This window comes from Allobosea sp. OK403 (assembly GCF_900113835.1).
Classification (GTDB): domain Bacteria; phylum Pseudomonadota; class Alphaproteobacteria; order Rhizobiales; family Beijerinckiaceae; genus Allobosea.
In genome coordinates this window covers 122468-148886 of the sequence record NZ_FOQV01000001.1, presented here as the reverse complement: position 1 = coordinate 148886, position 26419 = coordinate 122468, and the positions used below count along the sequence as shown (strand labels likewise).

Genomic DNA, 26419 nt, shown 5'->3' with positions numbered 1-26419 from the left:
CATGAGCACACCCATCCTCGAACTCGACGGCGTGGTCGGCGGCTACGGCGCCATGACCATCCTGAACGGCACGACCTTCAAGATCCCGCGCGCCGCGATCACCACCGTGATCGGCCCCAACGGCGCCGGCAAATCGACCGTGTTCAAGGCGATCTTCGGCCTGCTCAAGGTGCGCGAAGGCCAGATCCGGCTGGAGGGAGCCGACATCACCAACTGGAACCAGCGCAAGCTGCTGGAAGCCGGCATCTGCTATGTGCCGCAGGGACGCAACATCTTCCCCGAGCTCTCGGTGCGCCACAATATCGAGCTGGGCGCCGTCGCCGCCGGCTCCCATATCACCGACATGCCCAAGCGCCTGGAGGCCGCACTCGACCGCTTTCCGGCCTTGCGCCGCAAAGCGGACAACCAGGCCTCGACACTCTCGGGCGGCGAGCAGAAGCAGCTCGAGATCGTGCGCGGCCTCCTGCTCGATCCCAAGCTGGTGCTGATCGACGAACCCTCGATCGGCCTCTCCCCGATGATGGTGCAGGAGACTTTTGCGATTCTCATGGAGCTTCGGTCGAAAGGCGTGACGATCCTGATGGTCGAGCAGAACGCCCGCTCGGCGCTGGAGATTTCCGATGAAGGGCTGGTGCTCGAACTCGGCCAGACCCGGATGCAGGGACCGGCGGCCGAGATCCTCGCCGATCCGCGCGTCGGCCAGTTGTTCCTGGGCGGCGCCATGACGGAGGCGGCATGATGGCGAGCCCTCTCCGTCATGGTCGGGCTTGTCCCGGCCATCCACGTCTTCCCTCGTCGAAGGCAGTGTCCAAGACGTGGATGCTCGGCACAAGGCCGAGCATGACGGGAAGAACGCTCCGATCGAGATATCTCGCATGAGCGCCAAGCTGAACATCGCCCTCATCGGCGCGGGCCTCATCGGGCGCGCCCATCTGCAGCGCCTCGACGCGTCCCCCGACTGCGCCTGCGCTGCGATCTGCGATCCGACGGACGCAGCCAGGGCGCTCGCGGCGGAACGCGGCACGCCCTGGTTTGCCTCGCCCGAGGCGATGCTGGCGGCGATGACGCCCGATGGCGCGATCATCGCCACGCCCAACGTCTTGCATGTGCCGGGCGCGCTCGCCTGCCTGGAAGCCGGCGTCCCGGTGCTGGTCGAGAAGCCGCTGGCCGAGAGCGTGGCTTCAGCGCAGAAGCTGGTCGAGGCACAGGCGCGCACCGGCATACCGGTCCTCGCCGGCCATCACCGCCGCCATAACCCGATCGTCAAGGCGGCGCGCAAGATCGTGCAGGACGGCGGCATCGGCCGACTGGTGGCGATCAACTCGCTGTTCCTGATCCGCAAGCCCGACGATTATTTCGACGTCGCCTGGCGGCGCGAAGCCGGGGGCGGCCCGGTGCTGATCAACCTGATCCACGACATCGACAATCTGCGCTTCATCTGCGGCGAGATCGACGCGGTGCAGGCCATGCATTCGAACGCCACGCGCGGCTTTGCCGTGGAGGACACCGCCGCCCTCACCTTCCGCTTCACCAATGGCGCGCTCGGCACGGCGACCGTCTCCGACGCCACGCCCGCGCCCTGGAGCTGGGAGCTCTCATCGGGCGAGAACAAAGCCTATCCCCAGCGCGACGGGCATTGCTACCTGATCGCCGGCAGCGAGGGCTCGCTATCGCTGCCGAAGCTCGAGCTCTGGCGCTATGAGGGCAAGCAGGGCTGGTGGGAGCCTTTGCTGCGGGAAAGCCGCGCTGTCGCTCCCGTCGAGCCCCTGGCCGAGCAGCTCCGGCATTTCTGCGCCGTGATCCGCGGCACGGAGCAGCCCATCACCAGCGCCGCTGATGCCGCCCGCACGCTTGCGGTCGTCGAGGCCATCAGTGAGGCTGCGCGGCGTGGATGTCTCGTCACCATCGACCACCAGGCAAGGGCGCAAGCGGCATGAACCCGACCTCAATCGCGACCGTCTCGCTCAGCGGCGATCTCACGGAGAAGCTACAGGCCATCGCCGCGGCCGGGTTCGACGCGGTCGAGGTCTTCGAGAACGATTTCCTGACCTTTGACGGCAGCCCGCGCGATGTCGGCAAGATGATCGCCGATCTCGGCCTGACGATCTCTGCCTTCCAGCCCTTCCGCGACTTCGAGGGCATGCCCGAGCCGCTGCGGGCGCGAACCTTCGCCCGGGCCGAGCGCAAATTCGCGATCATGAACGAGCTCGGAGCCGAGCTGATGCTGATCTGCTCGAACGTCTCGCCGCAATCGCTCGGCGGCATCGACCGGGCGGCCACCGATCTGCGCGAACTCGGCGAGCTCGCGGCGAAATTCGGCGTGCGCGTCGGCTTCGAGGCCCTGGCCTGGGGTCGCCATGTCAACGACTATCGCGACGCCTGGGAGATCGTGCGCCGCGCCGATCACGAGCGCATCGGGCTGATCCTCGATTCCTTTCACACGCTGGCGCGCAAATCGCCGCTGGAGCCGATCGCCTCGATCCCCGGCGATCGCATCTTCCTCGTCCAGCTCGCCGATGCGCCGAGGCTCGACATGGACGTGCTGAGCTGGAGCCGGCATTTCCGCTGCTTTCCCGGCCAGGGCGACCTTGCCGTCGCCGACTTCGTCAAAGCGGTCGAAGCGACGGGCTATTCCGGGCCGCTCTCGCACGAGATCTTCAACGACCAGTTCCGGGCCGGCTCGGCCCGCCGGCTCGCAACCGACGGCATGCGCTCGCTGATCGCGCTCGCCGACCAGACGGCGCCGCATCTGCCGCCGCGCGCGCATGTCGAGGGCGTAGAGTTCCTCGAATTCGCGCTGGACGAGGATACGGCTGCCGATCTCGCAGCTTTATTCAAGGCTCTGGGCTTCCAGCAAACCGGCACGCATCGCAGCAAGATGGTGACGCGCTGGAGCCAGGGCGGCATCAACCTCGTGCTCAACACCGAGAAGGACGGCTTCGCTCAGTCGCATGCGATCATGCATGGCCCCGGCGTCTGCGCGATCTGCCTGCGCGTCGACGATGTCGAGCAGACCATGGCCCGGGCGCGGGATCTGAAGATCACGGCCTTCGAGCAGCCCGTCGGCCCCGGCGAGATGCATATCCCAGCCATTCGCGGCGTCGGCGGCTCATTGATCTATTTTACTCAAGCCACCGGCGAACTCGCCCATATCTGGGAGAAGGATTTTGTCGCCAGGCCCGATGCCGCCGCGCCTGCGCCCGCCCTCCTGCAAAGCGTCGATCACATCTCCCAGTCGATGGACTATGAGGAGATGCTGTCCTGGCTGCTGTTCTACACCTCGCTCTTCCATCTCGAGCGTATCCCACAAACCGCGATCGCCGATCCCGCCGGCCTCGTCGAGAGCCGGCCGATCGTCAGCGCCGACGGCTCATTGCGCTTCGTGCTCAACGGCTCGCAGGCGACGCGGACCCTGTCCTCACGCTTCGTCTCCGAGCATTTCGGCTCAGGCGTGCAGCATATCGCCTTCAGCGCGCCCGACATCTTCGCGGCGGTGACGGCGATGCGGGCCGCGGGCCTCTCCTTCCTCGACATCCCCGAGAACTACTACGAGGACCTGGAGGCCCGGCACGGGCTCGATCCGGACTTCATCGACGCCTTGCGCGAGCACCACATCCTCTATGACCGCGACGGCGAGGCCGAGTTCCTGCAGGTCTACACCCATGTCTTCGCGCAGCGCTTCTTCTTCGAGATCGTCGAGCGGCGCGGGGGCTATGCCGGCTTCGGCGCGGTGAACGCAGCCGTCCGCCTCGCCTCGCAGGCAAGAGAGGCGCGGCCTGTGACGGTGCCGCGGCCCTTGAGGGAGGGCTGAGCGTCGTCCGGCACGTGCGGCACCTAGTGCCCAAGGGCGTGCCCAAGACCCCTTCGCTCTATCCGGCATAAGCGAAAGCTGGGGCAGGAGACGTCCCCCAGGGCGTGCAAACTGATTCAAGCGATCGCGCCAAGCGCCTGTGATCGTTCCAATTTCAGGAATCGCCCCGGCCGGTGCATGCCGCTGCGCCAGGCCTGCGCTGGCCATCGTTTGTGGGCGGCGCTACCAACGTCGGCAAGGCCTCAGCGACCGGCCAGGAACCGAGAAACCCAGCGATGGATTTGCGCCAGCTTCGCTATTTCACCGCGATCGTCGAACAGGGCTCGTTCTCGAAGGCCGCCACCAAGCTGCGCGTGGCGCAGCCGGCGCTGAGCCAGCATCTGCGCCATATGGAAGACGAGCTCGGCGTCGCGCTGCTGCATCGCGGCACCCGCGGCGTGCTGCCGACGGAGGCCGGCGAGCGGCTCCTGCTGCGCGCCCGGGCGATCCTGGCGGAGTTCGCCGAATTGCGCGACAGCGTCCGCGGCGAGACCGCCGCACCCGGCGGCGAGGTCCGCATCGGCCTGCCCGGCACGGTCAGCGAACAGTTCAGCGTGCCCCTGATCCAGGCGGCGCGCGAGCGCTATCCTGCCGTGCGCATCCGCATCGCCGAGGCGATGAGCGGCTTCGTGCTCGACTGGCTGCGCCGGGGCGAGGTCGATCTCGCCGTGATCTATACGATCTCGGACCCCAAGGGGCTCGGCATCCATCATATCCTGACCGAGGAGTTGTGCCTGTTCGGCCCGCCCACGCTCGATGCGGTGAAGACGCCGCCCGGCGGCACGGTGACGCTCTCCGAGGCAGCGGCTGTCGACCTCATCCTGCCCGGGATCGGCCACGGCCTGCGCGACCAGATCGACGAGGCGGCGCTAAGCGTCGGCGCCGCGATCCAGCCCGCGATCGAGATCGAATCCTATACGCAGATCAAGCGGCTGGCCGAGCGCGGCCTGGGCTACAGCATCCTGCCGCGCATGGCGGTCCGCGCGCAGGAGAAGGCTGGTCTCTTCCAGACCTGGCGCATCGCGCAGCCCTCGCTCTACCGCAAGGTCTATCTCGCCTATTCGACCGAACGGCCGATACCGGCGGCTGCGCGCGCCATCGGCCAATTGTCCTGGGAGATCCTGCGCGGGCTCGTCAGCGACGAGAGCTGGACGGCGACGCTGGGCGAAGATGACGATCCACCCGCCTTATATGGCTGATCGCGTTTTCGTCTTTGACAGGCGCCGGCGGCCGCCCGAATTTCGCAATCGAGAGCCAAGCCGTCATTGCGAGCGCAGCGAAGCAATCCAGGAGCGGCAGTACATTACGTCCTCCTGGATTGCTTCGTCGCTTCGCTCCTCGCAATGACGGCGGGTCGAACCGCAGGCCAGACACTGCAAAATCCGAGGAAACGCGCCTTGAAAATCCGTGCCGCCGTCCTGAATGCCAGCCCCGTCGCGGCGCCCTATGCGCTGAGCAAGCCGATGTCGATCGAGGAGGTCGAGCTCGCGCCGCCCGGCACCGGCGAGGTGCTGGTCAGGGTGCGCGCGGCGGGCTTATGCCACTCCGACCTCTCGGTGATCGACGGCAACCGCCCTCGCCCCGTCCCCATGGTGCTCGGCCATGAAGCGGCGGGCGAGGTGGTCGAGACCGGTCCGGGCGTGCAGGACCTCAAGCAGGGCGACCGCGTCATCATGGTCTTCGTGCCATCCTGCGGGCATTGCTCGCCTTGCAGCGAGGGCCGCCCTGCCCTGTGCGAGCCCGGCAACGCCGCCAACGGCATCGGTGAACTGATTGGCGGCGGGCGAAGGCTCTCCGCCAACGGCCGGCCTGTACATCACCATGTCGGCGTCTCCGCCTTTGCCGAGTATGCCGTGATCTCGCGCCATTCGCTGGTGAAGATCGAGGCCGACATCCCCCATGAGATCGCGGCCTTATTCGGCTGTGCCGTGCTGACCGGCGTCGGCGCAGCGGTGAACACAGCAAAGATCCGCGCCGGCGAGACGGTCGCCGTCGTCGGCCTCGGCGGGGTGGGCCTGAGCGCGCTGATGGGGGCGGCAGCCTGCGGCGCCTCGCGCGTCATCGCCGTCGATCTTGCCGAGGACAAGCTTGCAATCGCGCGCGAATTGGGCGCGACGGACACGTTCAATGCCGGCGATCCCGGCGTGGTCGAGGCAATCCGGGCAGCGACCAAGGGCGGCGTCGATCATGGGCTGGAGATGGCGGGCTCGGTCAAGGCGCTCGACCTTGCCTATCAGATCACCAGGCGCGGCGGCACGACCACCACCGCCGGACTCGCCAACCCGGCGCATACGCTCTCGCTCGCGCCGGTCAGGCTCGTCGGCGAGGAGCGCACGCTGAAGGGTTCTTATGTGGGCTCCTGCATCCCCGTGCGCGACATCCCGCGCTTCATCGAGCTTTACCTGCGCGGCAAGCTGCCGGTCGACAAGCTCTTGACCAGCACCAGCGGGCTCGATGGCATCAATGAAGGCTTTGACGCGCTGAACGAGGGGCGCACCATCCGGCACGTCATCCGTATGTGAGCGGGTTGACGACCGGTGGCGGGCCGACCGGCACCTTAAGATGGTGCAGGCGCAGGGGCTGGCGCAGCAGATAGCCGTGCGCGCCCCGCTCCGAGAGCGTCTCGAACCGGGCCAGCATCTTCTCCAGCGCCTCCCTGGCGCGCCCCCGGCGCGTCGCATCGACCCCGACGGCGCGCTCGATGAAGGCCGAGGCGTCGGAAAACGCCTCGACGCGGTCGTACTCCATGCGCCGGCACTCACCCAGGATGCCGCGCCGCCCAGCGCGGATGATCGCGTCCTGTGCGGCCTGGCGCACCGTCGTCTCGTCCTCGATCAGCCGCAGCGCATCGAAGAACGTGCCCTCGGACAAGGGCTCGATGACGACGACGCTGCCGCCCTTGCCGACAACGCGGGCCGCCTCTTCCAGAGCTAGCAGCATGTTGGGCACCGGCAGATGGTGCAGGCTGTTGAGGAAGATCGCGACATGGACGGTCGCATCGTTGAAGGGCAGGTGCTCGGCGCCGGCCTTCTGCACATAGGCTGTTGGCACCGCACGGCGTGCCGCCTCGACCGCCGTCTCATCGATGTCGACCCCGGCGACACGCGCGCCGCGTTCGGCGAGGCCCTGCATGAGATGGCCGCCACCGCAGCCGATGTCGAGCATGCGCCGCCCCTGCAACGGTGCGAAGAGGCTTTCGAGGATATCGAGGGTATCGCCTACGGGTCGATTCATGTTCTGCGATGGTTGCGCTGACGGCGAGCCGGCGCAAGGTCGCGTTTTCCGACCCTGCGCCGCCGCTCTCGCCGTTTAGTAGTCCTCGCCTTCGATCCGCAAGCCTCTCCGCCGGCTTAGAGCAGGATGCGAAAAAGTGGGAACCGGTTTTTCGCATTGGTCCTGCTCTCACTTTTAGATGAGAGACGGATTCAGATTTCAAACGGAGTCACTTTGTGACTCCGTTTGAAATCATCCGGCTCTAGAGCAATTTCCGATCCAGTTGGATCGCTCAATTGATCCAGATCATCGCTTTAACGCGTCTTCCTCGCGCGAAGCGATCTCCACTTCGCTCGAAAACGCTCTACGGCATCGGCTTCTTCCGAAAACCGGATTCCACCTTTCGGGCCGATGCTCTAGCCGTGCTTGTGCACGATCGTCTTGGTGACCGCGAACTCCTCCAGCGCGATGAAGCCCTTCTCGCGGCCATGGCCGCTCTTGCCGGTGCCGCCGAAGGGCAGTTCGATGCCACCGCCGGCGCCATAGCCGTTGATGAAGACCTGGCCGGCCCGGACGCGCCGCGAGACACGCTGCTGGCGGCCACCATCCTTGGTCCAGACCGCGGCGACGAGGCCGTAATCGGTTGAATTGGCCAGCTTGATGGCATCCTCTTCATCTTCGAAGGAGAAGGCGGACAGCACCGGCCCGAAGACCTCCTCCTGCTCCAGCCGGTTGCCGCGCGGCACCTGGCCGAACAGGGTCGGCGTGACGAAGAAGCCGCCATTGGGCACGCCCTGGGCGATCTGCCCCTCGGCCAGCACCGGGATGCCCTGCTCGCGCGCCTGGTCGATGAAGCTCTGTACGCGGCCGCGCTGCTTGGCGTTGATCACCGGGCCGCAATCGAGATCCATCTCCGGCGTGCCGGCGCGCAGCTTCGAAAACTGCTGGGCGACCGCGCCGACGAACGCGTCATAGACGCTCTTCTGCACCAGCACGCGGCTGCCGGCCGAGCAGGTCTGCCCGGTGTTCTGGACGATGGCCTTGCAGACGATCGGCACCGCGGCATCGAAATCGGCGTCGTCAAAGACGATCTGGGGCGATTTGCCGCCGAGTTCGAGCGTGCAGGGGATCAGGTGGTCGGCGCAGGCGTGCTGCACCATCTTGCCGACTTCGGGCGAGCCGGTGAAGGACATGAAGGCGATGCCCGGATGCGAGGAGAGCGCCGCGCCGGCCTCATGGCCGCGCCCCGCGACGATGTTGATCGCGCCGTCGGGAAAGCCGACCTCGCTCGCGAGTTCGGCAAGGCGGAAGGCCGTGGCGCAGGCATCCTCGGCCGGCTTCAGCACGACCGCATTGCCCATGGCGAGCGAGGCGGTGAGCGAGCGGCCGAACATCTGCGCCGGATAGTTCCAGGGCAGGATATGGCCGGTGACGCCATGCGGCTCATGCACCACGCTGACGCTGTAGCCGTTCAGGAATGGAATGACGTGGCCATGCACCTTGTCGGCGGCGCCGCCATAGAACTCGAAATAGCGCGCGGTCGCGTCGATATCGGCCCTAGCCTGCGCCATCGGCTTGCCGGTGTCGCGCGCCTCGAGCCTGGCCAGCTCCTCGAAATGGTCCTGCAGCCTGAGCCCGAGCTTCGAGATCAATCGACCGCGCTCGGCTGCCGTCAATTTACCCCAAGCGCCCTCGAAGGCGGCGTGGGCAGCCTTGACCGCGGCGTCGATGTCGGCCGCGTTGCCGCAAGCGATGCGGGCGAATTCCTCGCCCGTCGCCGGCGCCAGCTTGGCGATGGTTTCACCCGTCTGGCCAGCGACATAGCGGCCGTTGATGAAGTGCTGATTCATGCGGTTCCTCCAGAGAATCGAGGTCGCCCGGCGGCCGACAGGGCAGCGCCGGATGTCGCGGCCAAATTCGTCGCGACCATCCGATCCCTTCCCCGTCCCTTGTGTTGAAGCAGGCCTGACCGGCCGCGTGCGATCGTGAATGCAGCGGTGCACCAGCGACACGCGGCCTGCAAGAGCGATAAAGCGGCGGGGCCATGCCGATAATGGATGAAGCGACAGGCGTCTGGTTTTCGCTATGCCCCCCATCGGAAAACACGATTTGACCTCGGCACGCCGGAGATGCCTGTTTCCGCCCGACGACGAGGATGAACGGCGTGATGATGGCAGACGCTCTCGAGGGAATTCTGGTGGTGGCGCTGGAGCAGGCGGTCGCCGTGCCGACCGCGACCTGCAAGCTCGCCGATGCGGGCGCGCGTGTCATCAAGCTGGAGCGCGCCGAGGGCGATTTCGCGCGCGGCTATGACGACTACGCCTTGGGCCTCTCCTCCTATTTCGTCTGGATCAATCGCGGCAAGGAATCCTGCCGGGTCGACCTGAAGCAGCAGGACGACCGCGCCATGGTCGAGGCCATGCTGGCTGAAGCCGACGTCTTCATCCAGAATCTCGCGCCGGGCGCGACGACGCGTCTGGGCCTGGGCGCCGCCGAATTGCGCCAGCGCTATCCCAGGCTGATCACCTGCGACGTCTCCGGCTACGCGCCCGGCACGCCGCATCACAGCCGCAAGGCCTATGACCTCCTGATACAGGCGGAATCGGGTCTTTCGGCCATCACCGGGACCGAGGATTCCGGCCCCTCCCGCATCGGCGTCTCGATCGCCGACATTGCAACGGGACAAGCCGCCTATGCGGCGATCCTGGAAGCGCTGCTGCGGCGGGCGCGGACCGGCCAGGGCTCGGCGATCCAGCTCTCGCTGTTCGACACGCTCGGCGACCTGATGAACGTGCCTTATCTGACGCGCCGCTATGGCGGCATCGAGCCGCCGCGCGTCGGTCTTGCTCATCCCTCGATCGCTCCCTATGGCGTCTTCACTACTGCCGACGGCAACATCCTGATCTCGATCCAGAGCGAACGCGAATGGCAGATCCTGGCTCGCGAGGTGCTGGGCAGCGAGGCGCTGGCGACGGAGCCGCGTTACGCCAGCAATGTGCTGCGCGTGCGCGAGCGCAAGGCGCTCGATGCGGCGATCGGGGCGATCCTGAGCGCGCGGCCCTTCGCCGAGGTCGCCGCCGCGCTCGACCGCCACGCCATCGCCTATGGCACGGTCTCCAGCGTCGGTGACCTGATCACGCATGTCGCGGCGACGACGCTCACGGTGGAGACGCCGGCCGGCCCCATCGAGGTGTTGGCGCCGCCGGTGATCGTCGATGGCGAGCGCATCGCGATGCGGCGCGTGCCGGCGCTCGGCGAGCATGACGAGGCGTTGCGGGCCGAGTTCACTCCCAAAGCCATCGCTTCCCCGGCCTGACCCCTCCCTCGACGAAACAAGAAGCGCTTCGATGCAAGACGCAGATCACACCGATATCCGCGACGCCGTCGCGAAACTCTGCGCCGGCTTTCCCGGCGAATACTGGCGCAAGCTCGATCGCGAGATGGCCTATCCGACGGAGTTCGTCGCTGCGCTGACGCAAAGCGGTTTCCTCTCGGCGCTGATCCCGGAGGAGTATGGTGGCGCGGGCCTCTCGCTCTCGGCCGCCACCGTGATCATGGAGGAGATCCAGCGCCAGGGCTGCAATGGTGCGGCCTGCCATGCGCAGATGTACATCATGGGCACGCTGCTCAGGCACGGCTCATCTGAACAGAAGCAGAGCTACCTGCCCAGGATCGCCTCGGGTGAATTGCGCTTGCAGGCCTTCGGCGTCACCGAACCGACGAGCGGCACCGACACGACCTCGCTGCGCACGACAGCGCGGCGCGAGGGTGACCATTACATCGTCAACGGACAGAAGATCTGGACGAGCCGGGCGGCGCAATCGGACCTGATGCTGCTGCTCGCCCGCACCACGCCGCGCGAGCAGGTCACCAAGCGCACCGAAGGTCTCTCCGTCTTCGTGCTCGACATGCGCGAGGCCTTGAAGGCCGGCCTGACCATCGCGCCGATCCGTACGATGATGAACCATGCCACCACCGAGGTGTTCTTCGACAATGTCCGCGTGCCCACGGAAAATCTGATCGGCGAGGAGGGCAAGGGTTTCCGCTACATCCTGTCGGGTATGAACGCCGAGCGTATCCTGATCGCCGCCGAATGCGTCGGCGATGCGAAATGGTTCATCGAGAAGGCCTCCGGCTACGCCAGGGAGCGCCAGGTCTTCGGCCGGCCGATCGGCCAGAACCAGGGCGTCCAATTCCCGATCGCCAGGGCTTACGCCAATATGCGTGCCGCCGAGCTGATGGTGCGCGAGGCGGTCAGGCTCTATGAGGCCGGCGAAAACTGCGGGGCGGAAGCCAATATGGCCAAGATGCTGGCGGCGGACGCGTCTTTTGAGGCGGCCAATGCCTGCATCCAGACCCATGGCGGCTTCGGCTTCGCCGAGGAATACGACATCGAACGCAAGTTCCGCGAGACCCGCCTCTACCAGGTCGCGCCAATCTCGACCAATCTGATCCTGTCCTATCTTTCCGAGCATGTGCTGGGCATGCCCAGGTCATACTGAAACCCATTTGAGGAAAAGGCGCGGGGAACCCCTCTCCTGTAAGGAGAGGGGCAGGGGTGAGGTGTAGGCCAGATATCGTTGGCTTGAACCGTCCGCGGTGAGACCGTCGCTTGGCTGGTCAAAGGGCCGACCCCTCACCCTGCCCTCTCCCTACGGGAGAGGGTTCCCCGCGCCCGTACATCTAAGGACGCGCTATGAACATCACCCATCTCAAATCCTGGATCGGCAAGTCGGAGGAGGCGACCGACCTCGTCACGCCGCGCCTCGTGCAGAGTTTTGCTGCAACCTTCGCGCCTCACCTGGCTCCCCATGCGCAGGGAAATGCGCCGCTCGCCCTGCATTGGTGCCTCGCGCCGCCGATCTCGCCGATGAGCGCGATCGGCAACGATGGCCATGCCGCCAAGGGTGAATTCCTGCCGCCCGTGCCGCTGCCTCGCCGGATGTGGGCCGGCGGGACGATCGAGACGCTGTCTCCCCTGCGCGAAGGCGATTGGGTGACGCGCCGCTCGACGATCGGCGATATCAGCTTCAAGGAAGGCCGCACCGGGCCGCTCTGCTTCGTCGCGGTCGATCATGAGATCGTCACGGAGCGCGGCGTGGCGCTGCGCGAGCGCCACAACATCGTCTATCGCGAGGCGGCCAGAGCGGGCGATCCGGCAGCGCCTGCGCCTGCCGCAGTCGAGCCGGAAGCCGCCGATCTCGTCTGGGAGGTCGCGTCGAGCCCGGTCTTCCTGTTCCGCTACTCCGCGATCACCTTCAACGGCCACCGCATCCATTACGACCTGCCCTATGTGACGAAGGAGGAAGGCTATGCCGGCCTCGTCGTGCATGGTCCGATCCAGGCGACGCTGATGCTCAACATCATCGCGACGCTCTCGGGCGGCGAACCGATCATGCTCGATTATCGCGGCGTCAGCCCATTGATCGCGGGCGAGCCCTTCAAGGTGAAGGCCCGGCGGCTGCCCGATGGCGCGATCAAGGCCTGGACGGAGGGCGCGGATGGGCGCCTGCGCATGGAAGGCGTCAGCCGGGCGGGCTGAAGCGCTTCGGAATCTGCCCTGAAATGAGGCCACTGATTTCAATGGCTCAGCCTTAATTACCTCCCCGCCGTCATTCCGGACGCAGCGAAGCGGAGATCCGGAATCCATCGTAGAGCTCAGTGGCCTCCGATGGATTCCGGAGCTGCGCCGCTGACGCGGCTTGTCCGGAATGACGGCGCGGGTGATGGCAAGCGATCGGAGGCCCTTGATATCGCTCGATTCATGTCAGGCCAGCCTCTCAGGATGGCGGAATGAAGGGCTGGGAGATCTCCTGGAACACCGGCAGAGCCTCGTGCCGGGCGCCATGAGCGGCAAGCGCCGGATATTGCGCCCAGGAGACCAGTCCCGGATGCGCCTCACCCAGAAAGCGCAGCGCGACCGCAACGGCGATATCGGCATGGCCGATCCCGCCACTGAGCCAATAGTCGCCCGGCCTGCCCTGGCGATCGGCTTCGAGGGCATCGAGAACGGCGAGGATCTGGCCACGACATCTATCAGCCCAGAGATCCGAGATCTCCCGGTGCAGCCGCTGCTCGTAGAACAGGCTGACGGCCTTGTCGGCGAGCCCCATGGCGAGCGCCGCGACCCTCACAGCGCGATGCCGGGCCGGCTCCTGCCGCGGAAACAGCGCCTGCTCAGCCGGCACGAGACTGTCGAGAAAATCGATCGCGCTCGGGCTGTCGACCAGTACCTCGCCATCATCCAGCACCAGCGTCGGCACGCGCATCAGAGGGTTATAGCTGCGGATCTTGTCGGCGTCTGCGAAGACCGACCAGGGCCGATGCTCGAAGGGCAGATCGTAGAGCTTCAACGCGATGGCGACACGCCTCACGAAGGGGGAATCATACTGGCCAATCAGGATCATCGCGCGCCTTGCCGAATTGCCGCCTTCCGATGGGAACAGCGTCATCTTCCACGTGTCACGCATGCGCCGCAATGCTAGCCTTTCGTCCGCCCAACGCGATCAGGAGCCAGCCATGTCACGCGAAACCCAGTTCACCCGCCGTGACACGCTGAAGGCCGGAGCGGCGATAGCCGCGAGCGCCGCCTTGCCCGCCACCGCCCAGGCCCAAGTCCCTGCCCAAGCCCCGGCGCGGCTGAAACTGCGCCTGCTCGAGACGACCGATCTGCACGTCAATGTCGTGCCTTACGACTATTTCCGCGATGCTGCCGACGACACGGTCGGGCTCGCCAAGACCGCGAACCTGATCAAGGCGGCCCAGGGCGAGGTCAAGAACAGCATGCTGTTCGACAATGGCGACTTCCTGCAGGGTTCATCGCTCGGCGACTACATCGCCTACAAGAAGGGGCTGAAGGCCGGCGACACCCACCCCATGCTCGCCGCCATGAACGCCCTGCCCTATACTTGCGGCACCTTCGGCAATCACGAGTTCAATTACGGGCTCGAATTCCTCGACAACGGCATCGCCAAGGCCGAGTTCCCGCTGGTCTGCGCCAATATCGAGATGACCAGCGGCTATCCGCTGGTCGACCCCTGGCGATTGTTCGAGCAAAGCTTCGAAGACGAAACCGGCAACCAGCACGTCCTCAAGATCGGCGTGATCGGCTTCGTGCCGCCGCAGATCATGCAATGGGACAAGGCCAATCTCGACGGCAAGCTGGTCGCGGGCGACATCGTCAATGCAGCCACGAAGCATCTGCCGGAGCTGCTGAAGGCCACGCCCGACATCGTCGTGGCGCTTTGCCATTCCGGCATCGCCGGTGGCGAGCGCAAGGGCATGGAGGAGAACGCGGCGCTGCACCTGGCCAAGCTCGACGGCATCGACGTCGTCATGACCGGCCACCAGCATCTGGTCTTCCCTGGCGGCAAGGCCTTCGACGGCATTGCCGGCGTCGACAACGTCAAGGGCTCGCTACATGGCAAGCCGGCCTGCCAACCCGGCTTCTGGGGCTCGCATCTGGGCATCATCGACCTCGATCTCGAAAAGCGCGGCGAGCGCTGGCAGATCGCCGATTTCAAGGTCGAGCCGCGGCCGATCTACGAGCGCACGCCCGTCCGCAAGATCGTGCCCAAGGCCACTGCCGAGGCCGCTATTCTCGCCGCCGTCAAGACCGACCACGAGGCGACGCTGAGCTATATGCGTGAGCCGGTGGGCGCGACCTTGAGCCCGATCAACAGCTTCTTCGCGCTGGTCACCGACGATCCCTCGATCCAGATCGTCACCGACGCCCAGGCGGCCTATGCCAAGGGGCTGATGGCGCAGACGCCGATGAAGGCGCTGCCGATCCTCTCGGCGGCCGCGCCGTTCAAATCCGGCGGGCGGGCGGGGCCGGCCTTCTTCACCGACATTCCCGCCGGGCCGTTGGCGCTGAAGAACATCGCCGACATCTATCTCTACCCAAACACCGTGCAGATCGTGAAAATCACCGGCGCGCAGGTGCGCGAGTGGCTGGAGCGCTCGGCCGGCATCTTCAACCGCATCGATCCCACCCGGACCGAGGAGCAGCCGCTGATCAACCAGGGCTTCCCGGCCTTCAATTTCGACGTGATCGACGGCGTGACCTATCACATCGACGTCACCAAGGCCTCGCGCTATGACGGCGACGGCAAGCTCATAGCGCCCGACGCCCACCGCATCGTCGACCTCGCCTTCCAGGGCAAGCCGATCGACGAAGCGGCCGAGTTCCTCGTCGTCACCAATAATTACCGCGCCTCGGGCGGCGGCAATTTCCCCGGCACCAAGACGACCGTGGTGCTGGAAGCGCCCGACCTCAACCGCGACGTGGTCGTGCGCTACATCCTGGAGAAGAAGACGATCGATCCCAAGGCCGATGGCAACTGGGCGATCGCGCCCTTGCCGGCCAGCGTCAACGCCACCTTCGTCACCTCGCCGGCGGCCGGCGGAAAGCTGCCGGCAGGGCTGAAGGCGGAGGCCGTTGGCGATGGCAGCGAGGGCTTTGCGAAGTGGCGGTTGAGGGGCTGAGCGTGCGGGCTTTTGCCGCCGCGCTTTCGTTCTGCCTGCCTCTCGCAGCGACCTGTGCGGCCCAGCAGCCCGAGGTGCTCGGTTGCATTGGCCCTTTCGGCCGCACCGCCAACGAGGCGGCGCTGATCAAGGCGTTCGGACAGCAGAATGTCGCGCGCGCCGAGATCGATGTCGGCGAGGGCATGACCGAAGCGGGAACGATCGTCTATCCGCGCGACCCGAAACGGCGTCTCCAGGTGCTCTGGCACGACAGCAAGGCGCGCAGCCGGCCTGCCTCGATCGATATCCCGCGGGGCGCCATCTGGCGCATCGATGTGCCCGGCGCCCAGCCTCCGATCCGCCAGGGCATGACGCTTGCCGAGGTGGAAGCCGCGAATGGCCGCCCCTTCGAGATTCTGGGCTTCGGCTGGGACCGGGGCGGCCATGCCGGCGACTGGAAAGGCGGCCGCCTCGCCAAGCCCGACGGCGGCTGCGAATTGTCGCTCCGGTTCGATCCCGAGCCCGGATTCCTGGCCATGGAGGCGATTTCGGGCGACAGGCCGTTCAGTTCGGCCGACGCAAGGATGCGGGCGGTGAAGCCGGTCGTCGTCGAGGTCCGGCTGAACTGGCCGTGAGACTGGGTTAGGTCAAGGACTTGTAAGCCCAAGGACTTCTGCGCCCAAGGACTTCTGCACCCAACCACTTGCCGCATCTCCTGCGAGCCAGCATGCTCTCGAAAAAATCGGGAGGACCACATGCTGCGGATAATCTTGGCCATCATGACGCTTCTATCGGGACTGGCGGGCGACGCCATGGCGCAATCGGGCGCTCTTGCCTGGAAGACGAGCTGGGTCGCCTCGGCGCAGGGCCCCTACCCCATCGGGAACCCTTCGGCCCAGCCCGACCAGCGCTTCGCCTTTCCCGATCCGGCTGCCGGCGCGAACGATCAGAGCTTTCGCCTGATCCTGCGCCCGAGCCTGTGGGGGCGCCAGGCCAGGATCCGCCTGACGAATGCCTTCGGCACGCGGCCTGTGACCTTCGATGATGTCCATATCGGGCTCCAGCTCGGCTCGGCCGCGCTTGTTCCCGGCAGCAACCGGCCCGCGACCTTCGCCGGCAAAGCCTCCTTGACGCTGGAGCCGGGCGCGTTTGCCTGGAGCGACCCGGTCGAGCTGCCCTTCGCGAGCGATCCGGCCTCGCCGCTGCTGCAGGGCCGCAAGCTCGCGGTCTCCGTGCATGTCGCGGGCGAAAGCGGCCCGATGACCTGGCATGCCAAGGCGCTGCAGACGTCCTATGTCACCGCGCCGCGCACTGGGGCCAAAGGCGCAGACGAAGGCGAGGACGCCTTCATCCATCCCACCGCCTCCTGGTTCTTCGTCGATGCGCTCGACATGCAGGCGCCGGCCGACACGCCGGTGGTGGTCGCCTTCGGCGATTCGATCACGGACGGCACGGCCTCGACCATGAACGGCGACGATCGCTGGCCCGACGTGCTGGCGCGCAGCCTCTCCCGACATTTCGGCGTAAACCGCGTCGCCGTGGTGAATGCCGGCATCGGCGGCAACCAGATCGCGGGACCGGCCGAGTATTCGCCGGCCAAGCCCTTTCCGGGCGGCCCGGCCGCCGTCCAGCGGCTGGAGCGCGACGTGCTCTCGCTCTCGGGCGTCACCAGCCTGATCTGGCTGGAAGGCATCAATGATTTCAGCAAGAACGGCAACACAGCGACTGAACCCGTTCAGAACGCCATGCGCGACGGCATCGCCAGGCTGCGGGCACGCGGCATCCGCATGGTGGGAGCGACGGTCATATCCGCCCTCGGCAGTACGAGCGCGGCCCATGGCCACCCCGAGCAGGACGAGAAGCGCAAGGCCCTGAACGCCTTCATCCGCAGCCCCGGCAGCTTCGACGCCGTGGTCGATTTCGACGCGGCGACGCTCGATCCCGCGAGCGGCGGCCTCAAACCCGCCTTCGTGCCGGAAGCGACGACGGGCGGGCCGGGCGACAAGCTCCACCCCAATCGCACGGGCTACCAGGCTATGGGCTTCGCCATCGATCCCGCAGTGGTCGTGCCGGGGTTGAAGCGGCAGCCATAGCCCCCTCAGTCAAGGCCGCGGCTGGGCGCGGCAACATGAGCAAAGTTTAACTTTCAAAGCATGGCCGCCCAACTTAGTTTGGAACAATTCCAAATTATCAAGGCGGCCTGCTTCATGACGTTAGCTTCACCCAAGATCGAGACATCACCGGCCTATGACCGCGTCGCGCGCGGGCTGCACTGGTCGATGGCGCTGCTGATCGTCGTCACCTTCATTCTCGGCCTTGTCGTCGACGCCTTTCCCAAGAGCTGGGAGAGCGGCATCGTCGAGACCCACAAGGTGATCGGCATCGCCATCCTGGCCCTGGTCCTGGTGCGGATCTTTTGGCGGCAAGGCCATCGCCCAGCGCCCTCGAACGAGCTTTCGCCGCTGGTCGAACGCGCCTCCGAGCTTGGCCATTTCGGCCTCTACGCGCTGATGCTCGCTGTGCCGGCGATCGGCCTAGGCTATGCGATCATGCGCGGACAAGGGCTGAATTTCGGCCTCTTCGCAATCCCGCCTTTCGCACTGCCCGTCGACCGCGCGCTATCCCGCCCCGTCCGCGAAATCCACGAATGGGCGGCCTATGCGTTGATCGGATTAGCCGCCGTGCATGCGCTGGCGGCGCTCTGGCACCATCTCGTCCGCAAGGATGGCGTGCTGCGCCGGATGCTGCCGTAAGCGAAGGCGAGACGTCCCCGCCCGGAGACGACGGGGGCGTCAAACACCGCCCGCGACATTGGCCGCAGCCATCAGGCGCATCCGGGTCAGCCTGCCCCGGCTCTCGACCAGGGCATCGGCGAGGGCGGCCGCCGGGCCGCGCAGGACGCGCGCCGAGCCGACCACCACGAACTCGACCTGGCCGAGCGCCGGCAGACCGCTGGCGGCCGATATGTCGGTGAGGCCCTGCGGCATCAGCCGGCGCGAATGCGGCATCACGCCAAGACCGGCGAAGACAGCGGCACCGAGCCCGCTCAGGCTGCCCGAGGTGCAGGCGATGCGCCAGGAACGGCCGGCCCGATCAAGCGTCGCGATGGCGATCTCGCGGGTGACGCTGGGCGGCGGATAAAGCACGAGCGGCACAGGCTGCTCCGGATCGAGCCCCTGCCCTGCCCCGACCCAGGCGAGATCGTCACGCAGCACCGAGCGGCCACGGCCATCACCCTCGCGGCGCTTGCAGAAGATCAGGTCGAGCGCACCGTGATCCAGCGTCTCATAGAGCGTCTCGCTCAACCCCACGGTCAGTTCGAGATCGACGAGGGGATGGCCACGCACGAAATCGCGCAGCAAATCGGGCAGGCCCGAGAGCACGAAATCCTCCGAGGCGCCGAAACGCAGCCTCTCGCGCGTCTTGGCGCCGGTGAAGTAGCCCCTGGCCTGCGCATCGGCATCGAGGATGCGGCGGGCGAAGCCCAGCATCGCATCGCCGTCCACGGTGGTTTCCAGCGAATGCGTGTCGCGGTTCAGGAGCCTGTGGCCGGCCGCCGCCTCCAAGCGCCGGACATGGTGGCTGACGGTCGGCTGGCCGAGATTGAGGCGCGTGGCGGCCCGGGTGAACCCGCCCTCCTCCACCACCGCGATGAAGCTGCGCAGCAGGACAGGGTCGAAAGGGTGCGGCATGGCCATCGCCTTCATTGCGAAACGCAATGACAATTAGCATATAGCGCGGCGTTCCGTCATAGGCGGGAATGCGCGATATAGCGGCTCCCAATCAAGGAGTGCTCCCGATGCGATCCCTGCTCGCCCGCTTCGCGCCAGACCCCTACATCATGGCGCTGCTCGGCACGGTCGCCTTCGCCTCCATCCTGCCGGCCCATGGCGAGGGCGCCCATGTCGTCGGCCTCGTCACCAATCTCGCCATCGGCCTGCTGTTCTTCCTCTATGGAACGCGGCTCGCGCCCAGCGCGGCGCTGGAGGGTTTGCGCCATTGGCGGCTGCACAGCGTCGTGCTGGCGGCGACCTTCCTCGCCTTCCCGGCGATCGCCCTGCTCCTGCGCCTGCTGATGCCGTCCCTGCTGACGCCCGGCCTGTGGACGGGATTGATCTTCCTCTCGGTACTGCCGTCCACCGTGCAGTCCTCGATCGCCTTCACTTCGATCGCCGGCGGCAATGTGCCGGCGGCGCTGTGCGCGGCCTCGGCCTCCAACCTCATCGGCATCGTGATCACGCCGCTGCTGGCAGCGCTGCTCCTGACCACGCAGGGGCACGGTTTCCAGGCCGGCGCCGTCGGCGACATCCTGGTCCAGCTGCTGCTGCCCTTCGCCGCCGGCCAGCTGCTGCGGCCCTGGATCGGCGGCTGGATCGCCAGCCATAAGCGCATGCTCGGCTTCGTCGATCGCGGCTCGATCCTGCTCGTCGTCTACACCGCCTTCAGCGAGGGCGTGACCCAGGGCATCTGGTATCAGCTCGATCTGGAGCAGCTCGGCGCGCTCGTCCTGGTCAATGTGCTGCTGCTGGCGATCGTGCTCACCGGCACCCGCCTGCTCTCACGCGCGCTCGGCTTCTCCCGGCCCGACGAGATCACCATCGTCTTCTGCGGCTCGAAGAAGAGCCTGGCGAGCGGCCTGCCGATGGCGAGCATCCTCTTCGCCGGCCAATCGGTCGGCTTGATCGTGCTACCGCTGATGCTGTTCCACCAGATCCAGCTGATCGCCTGCGCCGTGCTGGCGAAGCGCTATGCGAAGGCGAACTCGCCGACGTCTGCCCTGACAGGCAGCGAGGCGGCGGCGCGAAGCTGAGGCGTCAAGGAGCCTCTTTCGGAGGCTGCGCCGGAAAAGAAACCGGCTCCAGCCGCCTCACCCCTCCACCAGCCTGCGCGCGATGACCTGCGCCTGGATTTCCGCCGCGCCCTCGAAGATGTTGAGGATGCGCGCATCGCAGAGCACGCGGCTGATCGGGTATTCCAGCGCGAAACCGTTGCCGCCATGGATCTGCAGCGCGTTGTCGGCCGCGGCCCAGGCGACGCGGGCGCCCAACAGCTTGGCCATGCCGGCCTCGAGATCGCAGCGGCGCTCGGCGTCCTTCTCGCGGGCGGCGAAATAGGTCAGCTGGCGAGCGATCAGGATCTCGACCGCCATCATGGCGAGCTTGTCGGCGACGCGCGGGAAGGCGATCAAGGGCTTGCCGAACTGGATGCGATCCTGGGCGTATTTCAGGCCGAGATCGAAGGCCGATTGGGCGACGCCGACGGCCCGCGCCGCCGTCTGGATGCGGGCGGCCTCGAAAGTCTGCATGAGCTGCTTGAAGCCCTGCCCTTCGACGCCGCCGAGCAGGTTTTCCGCCTTGACCTCGAAACCGTCGAAGGCGAGTTCGTATTCCTTCATGCCGCGATAGCCGAGCACCTCGATCTCGCCGCCGGTCAGGCCTGCAACCGGGAACGGGTCTTCGTCGGTCCCGCGCGGCTTCTCGGCAATCAGCATGGAAAGCCCGCGATAGCCGGCCGCATCCGGATCGGTGCGCACCAGCAGCGTCATGATGTCGGCGCGGACGGGATGGGTGATCCAGGTCTTGTTGCCGAAGACCTTCCAGACAGCCGCATCGCCCTCACCATGCTTCACAGCCTTGGTGCGCAGGCTGGCAAGGTCCGAGCCGGTGTTGGGTTCGGTGAAGACAGCAGTCGGCAGCACCTCGCCGGCGGCGAGCTTGGGCAGCCATTTCTGCTTCTGTGCGTCCGTGCCGCCGCAGAGGATGAGCTCGGCCGCGATCTCGGAACGCGTACCGAGCGAACCGACGCCGATATAGCCGCGAGACAACTCCTCCGAGACGACGCACATCGAGACCTTGGAGAGGCCCATGCCGCCGAATTCCTCGGGGATGGTCAGGCCGAAGACGCCGAGCTCGGCCATTTTCTCGACTACCGGCATCGGGATGTAGTCGTTCTCAAGGTGCCATTCATGGGCATGGGGCGTCACCTCGGCGGCGCAGAAGCGGCGCATCTCGCTGCGGATCGCTTCCAGCGTCTCGTCGAGGCCGGGATCGCCGACACTGATCAGGCCATGATCCTGGCTGAACAGCGAAACGAGGCGGGCGCGGTTCTCAGGCGTATTGCCTGCCGCGATCAGCGTCTCGGCGGCATCCGAGCGGGCAGCCGTAATCGCCTTGGCCGGGAGCCCGAGCGCGCCGAGCCGCACGATCTCACCCTGGCTCATCGGGATGCCACCGAAGATCTGGGCGGCATATTCGCCGGCGCCGATGCGGATGGCGTAGTCCTCGGTCGCGCCGTAGCGCCCCTCGGCCTCCAGGCGCTCGCCATAGGCCTTCATCTCGCGCAGCGCCATGACATAGGTCGCAAGCCAGGAGAGACCGTGAGCGGCGTGCTGTTCGGCTTCGAGCTTCGCTGAGGAAATCTTGCCGTCGCTCGTGACCTTCTGGCGCACGGCCGCGATCGCCTGCTCCAGCAGCGTCTCGAAGCCAGGCAGGGCCGCGGCGATCAGGCTGATCGCGCTGTCTCGCGCCTCGGATGCAGCGGCGGCGTTCGCGCTCATGATTTCTCTCCCTTTGTTGCGACGCAGCATAGGGCGAGTTTTCGAAAATCAGAAATGCCTCTTTGGGCGAAAGGCCGCGCCCGCCCCGGCTATTTGCGGCTCGCCAGCACGACGCCCGCGACCGTCACCACCATGCCGGCGATCTGCACCGGCGACAGCGACTCGCCGAAGAGAATCCAAGCCTCGACCGCAACCGTCGGCGGCACGAGATAGAGGAAAGTAGCGGTGCGCGAGACCGCGCCGCGCCGGATCATCAGCAGATAGAGCCCGATGCCGCCAAGCGAGAGCGCCAGCACCGACCAGGCCAGCACCAGGATCATGGTGAGGTTCCACGCGATGCGCATCGGCTCCAGCGCATAGGCGAAGGGCAGCGTCACGACGAAGGCGGTGGCATATTGCACGGCCGTGACCGTGCGCAGATCGCCGGAGACGATGCGGGCCTTCTGATAGAAGGAGCCGAAGGTCACCGCGAACATGCCCAGGACATTGATCGCGACCGGCAGCAGCACGGCCCAGAGCACGGCCGGATCGACGCCGACGATCTTGGGCTCCAGCACCAGCGCGATGCCAACAAAGCCGCACAGGATGCCGGCCCAGCGCACAGGCGAGATACGCTCGCCGACCAGCATGGGCGCAAACAGCGCGGTCAGGATCGGCTGGAGGCCCGCGATCAGGCCCGAAATGCCGGCCGGCAAGCCATGGCGAACCGCCCACCAGACGCCGCCGAGATAGGCCGCATGCAGCAGGACGCCGGTGACGACGCAGTCGATGATGGCGCGCCGCCCCTTGGGCCAGGGCGCGCGCAGCAGGAGGGAAAGCCCCGCAAGCAGCACGCCGGCACAGGCAAAGCGCACGGCCAGGAAAGTCAGCGGATCCGCATAGAGCGCCGAATAGCCGGCGACGATCCAGCCTGACGACCAGAGGAAGGTGAAGATGACGGGCGTAAACCGCAGGAACAGGGGGGAAGAGAGCATCGGAACCGGCTTTCGGATGCCAGCCTGATAAAGCGGACCGCCCGGCCTGTCGCCCCATGCGGACGCGCATAAGCCATGTGCGGGCTGATGCACCTCGCTATCGGACCCGACGATGAAGCCGGCACGGTCTCAACCGGGGGCAAATCCTTTGCAATTCATTAACTTGATTGACTCCGCCAAAATCCAGCCGAACAGTGTGGATTGCTCCAGGCGCGAGGGATAAACGACCCGATGACAGAGTCTCTAGCCGCGCCCCTCATCGTGCCTGTCCCCGCCCGCCGCTCCTCGCTTCTGCGCACCATCATCGCCACCAATATCGGCGCGGTGTTCGAGTGGTACGACCTCGTGCTCTACGCGATGTTCGTGGTGACGCTGTCGAAGCTGTTCTTCCCGACCGGCGACCCCGCCGTCAGCGTGCTGCTCAGTCTGGGCACCTTTGCCAGCGCCTGGCTGGTGCGGCCACTCGGCGCGATCGTCATCGGCGCCTATGCCGACCGCGCGGGACGCAAGCCGGCGCTCATCCTCTCAGCCGGGCTGATGATGCTCGGTACCCTGATCACGGCCATATTGCCCGGCTACGCGACGATCGGGCTTGCGGCCCCCATCCTGCTGCTGCTCGCCCGCATGATCCAGGGCTTCTCGGCCGGCGGGGAATTCGGCAGCGCCACCGCCATGCTGATCGAGCAGGACCCGAGCCGCCGTGGTTTCTATGGCGCGACGCAATGGGCGAGCTCGGGCTTTGCCGTGTTCATCGCCTCGATGTTCGCCTACCTCATCAACGCCTCCCTCACGCCCGAGCAGGTCATGTCCTGGGGCTGGCGCGTGCCCTTCCTGTTTGGCCTGCTGATCGGCCCCGTCGCCTGGTACATCCGCCAACGCGTCGATGAATCGGCCGAGTTCGAGAAGGCCGAACAAAGCCCCGTGCCGCTGGCCGAAGTCATGACGCATGACAAGCTGCGCGTCCTGGCGGGCGCGGGCATCGTCGCGGCCGGCGCGGCGGGCAGCTTCATGAACACCTATATGCCGACCTTCGCCACGACCAAGCTCGGCCTCGATCCGTCCGTCGCGCTGATCGGCACGATCTTCGCCGGCCTGATCAACTCGACCATGCCGTTCTTCTTTGGCCATCTCTCGGACCGCGTCGGCCGCATCCCGCTGATGGGTACGTTTGCCGTGCTTGGCCTGGTGATGACCTATCCGATGTTCCAGTGGCTCGTCGCCAGCCCCAGCGTCGGCACGCTCATCGCCATCCAGGCCATGCTCGCGCTGGTGCTCTATTGCGGCTACTACGCCACTGCTCCGGCGCTGCTCTCGGAACTCTACCAGACCCGTCGCCGCGTCACCGGCATCTCGATCAGCTATGTGCTCGGCCAGCTCCTGTTCGGTGGGGTCACGCCGCTCGTCGTCGGCTTCATCGTCGGCCGCACCGGCAATCCGACCGATGCCGGCCTCTACCTGACCGCGATCATCTTCATCAGCCTGGTGAGCCTTTGGGGCTGCCGGCGCCTGGGCGTGCGGTAAGACCGCGGGGCGGCCCGAGACACACACCGGACCGTCCCATACAGCGCAGCTGCAGGGCTTGGAGAAGCAGAACCTGGCCTCAGCCTGTCTTCGCGCTCTGCTTTTGGCCGGTTCGTCTCCAGGCCTCCATCGCCAGCAGCAGAGCCAGCGGCCAGACCATCGGGCGGAACATGAAATGGGCGTGGACGATGGTGTGGTGCACGAAGGCCAGATACCAGCCCGGCATGATCGCGCAGGCGGCCAGCAGCGCCCCTGCCCTCATGCGCTCCACCGCTTCTGAACAGCGCCGGAGCAGCAGCCCCTGACGCAGGGCGAGCAGCAAGGGGATGATCGCCACCAGCAGAAGCCCCAGCTCGAGCGAGCCAAAGGCCAGAAACTGCGAGAAATAGAAGACCTTCGACAGGGCATAAAGGTAGCTGAACAGAAAGCTCGACCTGATCGCCTCCGGGCCGATCCCGAAACGAGCCAGCCTCGCGGCATTATCGGGCGCCACCGCCCAGCCTCCGCTGCTCATATGGGCGCCGATCTGGCGGCTGAAGAGGTCCAACTCCGGCAGCCCCCAGATCGCCGCCACGACCGCCATCTTGACGACGAAGCAGAGGATGATCGCCGCCGTGAAGGAGACGGCTCCGACACACAGCCTGCGCCACATCACGCGCAGATCGGCGGCATCGTCGAAGATCACTACCGCAAAGATCAAGATGAGGCCGCTGGGACTTCCGCCGGTCAGGAACTCAAACATCGCGGTCAATGCACCGAACAGGGCGGCAGCGGTCGCGAAGCCGGGTTCCGCCAATGCCGATGGCGGGCGCAGATAGAAGAACAGCAGGAAGCCGACCATGACGATGTCAGCGGGCGCGAAGGAGAGCGACCAGCCGAAAACCGGCAGCGCATACAATAGCAGCAATGTCAGCGCCAGGGCGGCATAGGCGCGGTCCCGTCCAGCCGCTCCCGGCCGGCGCATGGCATTGCGCAGCGCCAGAAGCACCAGCGCGACGAGGCCCGCCACGAGCAGGATCAGCAGCAGATTCGTCGCATCGGCGAAGGGCAGAACCGCCAGGAGGAGCTTGGCCAGAACCCAGTCGCCATGCAGATAGCGATGATAATAGCCCATTGGCACATCAGCGGCCGGCTCCATCGCCAAAGCGAGATCGCGGCACTGCACATAAGGCGGATAGCCCGGCGGTGCTTCTCCGGACCAGGGTGCATCCAGGCTCGGCACGCGCGGCGACAGCGCCCGGCGAAAGAGGCCTCCCTCCTGCGGCAGCACGAGCATCGACAGGATCAGGCAATCGTTGAAATTATGGATGGAGACAGGCTTGGCCCGCGCGAATGGCAAGGCGACGTCGCGCGCCAATGCACCGGAGGCGACCGCCTCTGCGACACGGCCGCGATAATGCGGCTGATCAACCAACGCGCTTGCAAGGCTCGCTGCGTAGAATGTCAGCAGGGTCGCGATGACGACGAGCAGGATGCGCAAGGCCAATGCCAGCGCAGGCGCTCGCTTCGGATCGATCGCCCTGCCCGGCTCCGATCGCGCGCCATTACGCCCCTGTGCCGAGACGGCAGGAAGCCGCCCGGACAAGCCGGTTCCAAGGTCGCCACTCAATGTCGTTCAACTCCCGGCCGCTCAACTCCCGACCGTTCTGCTTCCGGACCCTGAAACCAGATAACAACACGCAACATGACAGCCCCGAAAATGCGCCGTTTCGACGCCATTCAGCGCCATGTGCAAGGGCAAAACGCGATCAGCTCATCATGGTTCTCGTGACCCGGCGCAGGAACATGCCCCGTGCGGAAACGAGGAGTTGGTCCGTCGGCCTCGATGCTGTCGGCGAA

Annotated in this window: 21 protein-coding genes; 14 read left to right on the top strand and 7 right to left on the bottom strand. The window is 66.3% G+C overall.

Annotated features, from left to right (window positions below; all coding sequences use genetic code 11):
* Nucleotide 1: 1 nt before the first annotated feature.
* The 5 genes from BMZ97_RS00615 (at nucleotide 2) to BMZ97_RS00595 (ending at nucleotide 6372) form a co-directional block, all read left to right on the top strand.
* Nucleotides 2–739, top strand: coding sequence for an ABC transporter ATP-binding protein (locus BMZ97_RS00615; RefSeq protein ID WP_092164403.1), 738 nt, complete (start codon nucleotides 2–4; stop codon nucleotides 737–739).
* Nucleotides 740–875: 136 nt separating this feature from the next.
* Nucleotides 876–1937 carry a Gfo/Idh/MocA family protein gene (locus BMZ97_RS00610; RefSeq protein WP_092164401.1) on the top strand — a complete coding sequence of 354 codons (1062 nt, stop codon included), beginning with the start codon at nucleotides 876–878 and terminating at the stop codon, nucleotides 1935–1937.
* On the top strand, nucleotides 1934–3811 hold the full coding sequence (locus BMZ97_RS00605; RefSeq protein ID WP_092164398.1) for a bifunctional sugar phosphate isomerase/epimerase/4-hydroxyphenylpyruvate dioxygenase family protein: 1878 nt from the start codon (nucleotides 1934–1936) through the stop codon (nucleotides 3809–3811). Before BMZ97_RS00610 ends, BMZ97_RS00605 begins: the two co-directional genes overlap by 4 nt.
* Nucleotides 3812–4086: 275 nt before the next feature.
* Nucleotides 4087–5049, top strand: a complete 963-nt coding sequence (locus BMZ97_RS00600; RefSeq protein WP_092164396.1) for a LysR family transcriptional regulator — start codon at nucleotides 4087–4089, stop codon at nucleotides 5047–5049.
* A gap of 198 nt (nucleotides 5050–5247) precedes the next feature.
* Nucleotides 5248–6372, top strand: a complete 1125-nt coding sequence (locus tag BMZ97_RS00595) for a zinc-dependent alcohol dehydrogenase family protein (protein ID WP_175525380.1) — start codon at nucleotides 5248–5250, stop codon at nucleotides 6370–6372.
* On the opposite strand, the gene BMZ97_RS00590 is transcribed toward BMZ97_RS00595, so the two are convergent.
* A complete protein-coding gene (locus tag BMZ97_RS00590) occupies nucleotides 6359–7084 on the bottom strand; it encodes a class I SAM-dependent methyltransferase (protein WP_092164382.1) in 726 nt (241 codons plus the stop codon). The two genes, BMZ97_RS00595 and BMZ97_RS00590, sit on opposite strands and share 14 nt — an antisense overlap.
* Before the next feature lie 395 nt (nucleotides 7085–7479).
* Entirely contained in the window at nucleotides 7480–8913 is a 1434-nt protein-coding gene (locus BMZ97_RS00585; RefSeq protein WP_092164380.1) for an aldehyde dehydrogenase family protein, read from the bottom strand.
* A 320-nt stretch (nucleotides 8914–9233) separates the two neighbouring features.
* On the opposite strand from BMZ97_RS00585, the gene BMZ97_RS00580 reads away from it, so the two are divergent.
* The 3 genes from BMZ97_RS00580 (at nucleotide 9234) to BMZ97_RS00570 (ending at nucleotide 12605) form a co-directional block, all read left to right on the top strand.
* Nucleotides 9234–10379 carry a CaiB/BaiF CoA transferase family protein gene (locus tag BMZ97_RS00580; protein ID WP_092166439.1) on the top strand — a complete coding sequence of 382 codons (1146 nt, stop codon included), beginning with the start codon at nucleotides 9234–9236 and terminating at the stop codon, nucleotides 10377–10379.
* 31 nt (nucleotides 10380–10410) lie between these two features.
* Nucleotides 10411–11565 (top strand): acyl-CoA dehydrogenase family protein, encoded by a 1155-nt coding sequence (locus tag BMZ97_RS00575; RefSeq protein ID WP_092164377.1) that lies wholly within the window; start codon nucleotides 10411–10413, stop codon nucleotides 11563–11565.
* A gap of 194 nt (nucleotides 11566–11759) precedes the next feature.
* Nucleotides 11760–12605: an HTD2 family dehydratase gene (locus BMZ97_RS00570; protein ID WP_092164375.1), complete on the top strand. Its 846-nt coding sequence runs from the start codon at nucleotides 11760–11762 to the stop codon at nucleotides 12603–12605.
* A 238-nt stretch (nucleotides 12606–12843) separates the two neighbouring features.
* Here BMZ97_RS00570 and BMZ97_RS00565 read toward each other — a convergent pair whose 3' ends face one another.
* Nucleotides 12844–13470, bottom strand: a complete 627-nt coding sequence (locus BMZ97_RS00565; RefSeq protein ID WP_092166438.1) for a glutathione S-transferase family protein — start codon at nucleotides 13468–13470, stop codon at nucleotides 12844–12846.
* A 112-nt stretch (nucleotides 13471–13582) separates the two neighbouring features.
* On the opposite strand from BMZ97_RS00565, the gene BMZ97_RS00560 reads away from it, so the two are divergent.
* The 4 genes from BMZ97_RS00560 to BMZ97_RS00545 all read left to right on the top strand — a co-directional run bounded on the left by BMZ97_RS00560 (nucleotide 13583) and on the right by BMZ97_RS00545 (nucleotide 18282).
* Nucleotides 13583–15550: a bifunctional 2',3'-cyclic-nucleotide 2'-phosphodiesterase/3'-nucleotidase gene (locus BMZ97_RS00560; protein WP_092164373.1), complete on the top strand. Its 1968-nt coding sequence runs from the start codon at nucleotides 13583–13585 to the stop codon at nucleotides 15548–15550.
* Nucleotides 15551–15552: 2 nt separating this feature from the next.
* A complete protein-coding gene (locus tag BMZ97_RS00555) occupies nucleotides 15553–16164 on the top strand; it encodes a hypothetical protein (protein WP_092164371.1) in 612 nt (203 codons plus the stop codon).
* A 120-nt stretch (nucleotides 16165–16284) separates the two neighbouring features.
* Nucleotides 16285–17622 carry a GDSL-type esterase/lipase family protein gene (locus BMZ97_RS00550; RefSeq protein WP_092164369.1) on the top strand — a complete coding sequence of 446 codons (1338 nt, stop codon included), beginning with the start codon at nucleotides 16285–16287 and terminating at the stop codon, nucleotides 17620–17622.
* A 114-nt stretch (nucleotides 17623–17736) separates the two neighbouring features.
* Nucleotides 17737–18282 (top strand): cytochrome b, encoded by a 546-nt coding sequence (locus tag BMZ97_RS00545; protein ID WP_092164366.1) that lies wholly within the window; start codon nucleotides 17737–17739, stop codon nucleotides 18280–18282.
* Nucleotides 18283–18321: 39 nt separating this feature from the next.
* Here BMZ97_RS00545 and BMZ97_RS00540 read toward each other — a convergent pair whose 3' ends face one another.
* Nucleotides 18322–19221: a LysR family transcriptional regulator gene (locus BMZ97_RS00540; protein ID WP_092166435.1), complete on the bottom strand. Its 900-nt coding sequence runs from the start codon at nucleotides 19219–19221 to the stop codon at nucleotides 18322–18324.
* A gap of 107 nt (nucleotides 19222–19328) precedes the next feature.
* On the opposite strand from BMZ97_RS00540, the gene BMZ97_RS00535 reads away from it, so the two are divergent.
* Nucleotides 19329–20339: a bile acid:sodium symporter family protein gene (locus BMZ97_RS00535; RefSeq protein ID WP_092164364.1), complete on the top strand. Its 1011-nt coding sequence runs from the start codon at nucleotides 19329–19331 to the stop codon at nucleotides 20337–20339.
* A 57-nt stretch (nucleotides 20340–20396) separates the two neighbouring features.
* Here the strand turns inward: BMZ97_RS00535 and BMZ97_RS00530 are convergent, their stop codons facing one another.
* Both BMZ97_RS00530 and BMZ97_RS00525 read right to left on the bottom strand, forming a co-directional pair.
* Nucleotides 20397–22085, bottom strand: coding sequence for an acyl-CoA dehydrogenase family protein (locus tag BMZ97_RS00530; protein WP_092164363.1), 1689 nt, complete (start codon nucleotides 22083–22085; stop codon nucleotides 20397–20399).
* Nucleotides 22086–22174: 89 nt separating this feature from the next.
* Nucleotides 22175–23059, bottom strand: coding sequence for a DMT family transporter (locus tag BMZ97_RS00525; protein WP_092164362.1), 885 nt, complete (start codon nucleotides 23057–23059; stop codon nucleotides 22175–22177).
* Nucleotides 23060–23290: 231 nt separating this feature from the next.
* Here BMZ97_RS00525 and BMZ97_RS00520 point away from each other — a divergent pair, with 231 nt between their 5' ends.
* Complete coding sequence (locus tag BMZ97_RS00520) at nucleotides 23291–24580, top strand: MFS transporter (RefSeq protein ID WP_092164361.1); 1290 nt, start codon at nucleotides 23291–23293, stop codon at nucleotides 24578–24580.
* A gap of 79 nt (nucleotides 24581–24659) precedes the next feature.
* On the opposite strand, the gene BMZ97_RS00515 is transcribed toward BMZ97_RS00520, so the two are convergent.
* A complete protein-coding gene (locus BMZ97_RS00515) occupies nucleotides 24660–26165 on the bottom strand; it encodes a hypothetical protein (protein WP_092164351.1) in 1506 nt (501 codons plus the stop codon).
* Nucleotides 26166–26419 lie beyond the last annotated feature (254 nt).

Excerpts from the sequence above, each read along its gene's own strand:
- BMZ97_RS00530 (WP_092164363.1), bottom strand. The coding sequence starts at position 22,085 with ATGAGCGCGAACGCCGCCGCTGCATCCGAGGCGCGAGACAGCGCGATC.
- BMZ97_RS00615 (WP_092164403.1), top strand. The coding sequence starts at position 2 with ATGAGCACACCCATCCTCGAACTCGACGGCGTGGTCGGCGGCTACGGC.
- BMZ97_RS00580 (WP_092166439.1), top strand. The coding sequence starts at position 9,234 with ATGGCAGACGCTCTCGAGGGAATTCTGGTGGTGGCGCTGGAGCAGGCG.
- BMZ97_RS00545 (WP_092164366.1), top strand. The coding sequence starts at position 17,737 with ATGACGTTAGCTTCACCCAAGATCGAGACATCACCGGCCTATGACCGC.
- BMZ97_RS00610 (WP_092164401.1), top strand. The coding sequence starts at position 876 with ATGAGCGCCAAGCTGAACATCGCCCTCATCGGCGCGGGCCTCATCGGG.
- BMZ97_RS00540 (WP_092166435.1), bottom strand. The coding sequence starts at position 19,221 with ATGCCGCACCCTTTCGACCCTGTCCTGCTGCGCAGCTTCATCGCGGTG.
- BMZ97_RS00590 (WP_092164382.1), bottom strand. The coding sequence starts at position 7,084 with ATGAATCGACCCGTAGGCGATACCCTCGATATCCTCGAAAGCCTCTTC.
- BMZ97_RS00535 (WP_092164364.1), top strand. The coding sequence starts at position 19,329 with ATGCGATCCCTGCTCGCCCGCTTCGCGCCAGACCCCTACATCATGGCG.
- BMZ97_RS00570 (WP_092164375.1), top strand. The coding sequence starts at position 11,760 with ATGAACATCACCCATCTCAAATCCTGGATCGGCAAGTCGGAGGAGGCG.
- BMZ97_RS00600 (WP_092164396.1), top strand. The coding sequence starts at position 4,087 with ATGGATTTGCGCCAGCTTCGCTATTTCACCGCGATCGTCGAACAGGGC.
- BMZ97_RS00585 (WP_092164380.1), bottom strand. The coding sequence starts at position 8,913 with ATGAATCAGCACTTCATCAACGGCCGCTATGTCGCTGGCCAGACGGGT.
- BMZ97_RS00525 (WP_092164362.1), bottom strand. The coding sequence starts at position 23,059 with ATGCTCTCTTCCCCCCTGTTCCTGCGGTTTACGCCCGTCATCTTCACC.
- BMZ97_RS00565 (WP_092166438.1), bottom strand. The coding sequence starts at position 13,470 with ATGATCCTGATTGGCCAGTATGATTCCCCCTTCGTGAGGCGTGTCGCC.
- BMZ97_RS00575 (WP_092164377.1), top strand. The coding sequence starts at position 10,411 with ATGCAAGACGCAGATCACACCGATATCCGCGACGCCGTCGCGAAACTC.
- BMZ97_RS00520 (WP_092164361.1), top strand. The coding sequence starts at position 23,291 with ATGACAGAGTCTCTAGCCGCGCCCCTCATCGTGCCTGTCCCCGCCCGC.
- BMZ97_RS00560 (WP_092164373.1), top strand. The coding sequence starts at position 13,583 with ATGTCACGCGAAACCCAGTTCACCCGCCGTGACACGCTGAAGGCCGGA.
- BMZ97_RS00605 (WP_092164398.1), top strand. The coding sequence starts at position 1,934 with ATGAACCCGACCTCAATCGCGACCGTCTCGCTCAGCGGCGATCTCACG.
- BMZ97_RS00550 (WP_092164369.1), top strand. The coding sequence starts at position 16,285 with ATGCTGCGGATAATCTTGGCCATCATGACGCTTCTATCGGGACTGGCG.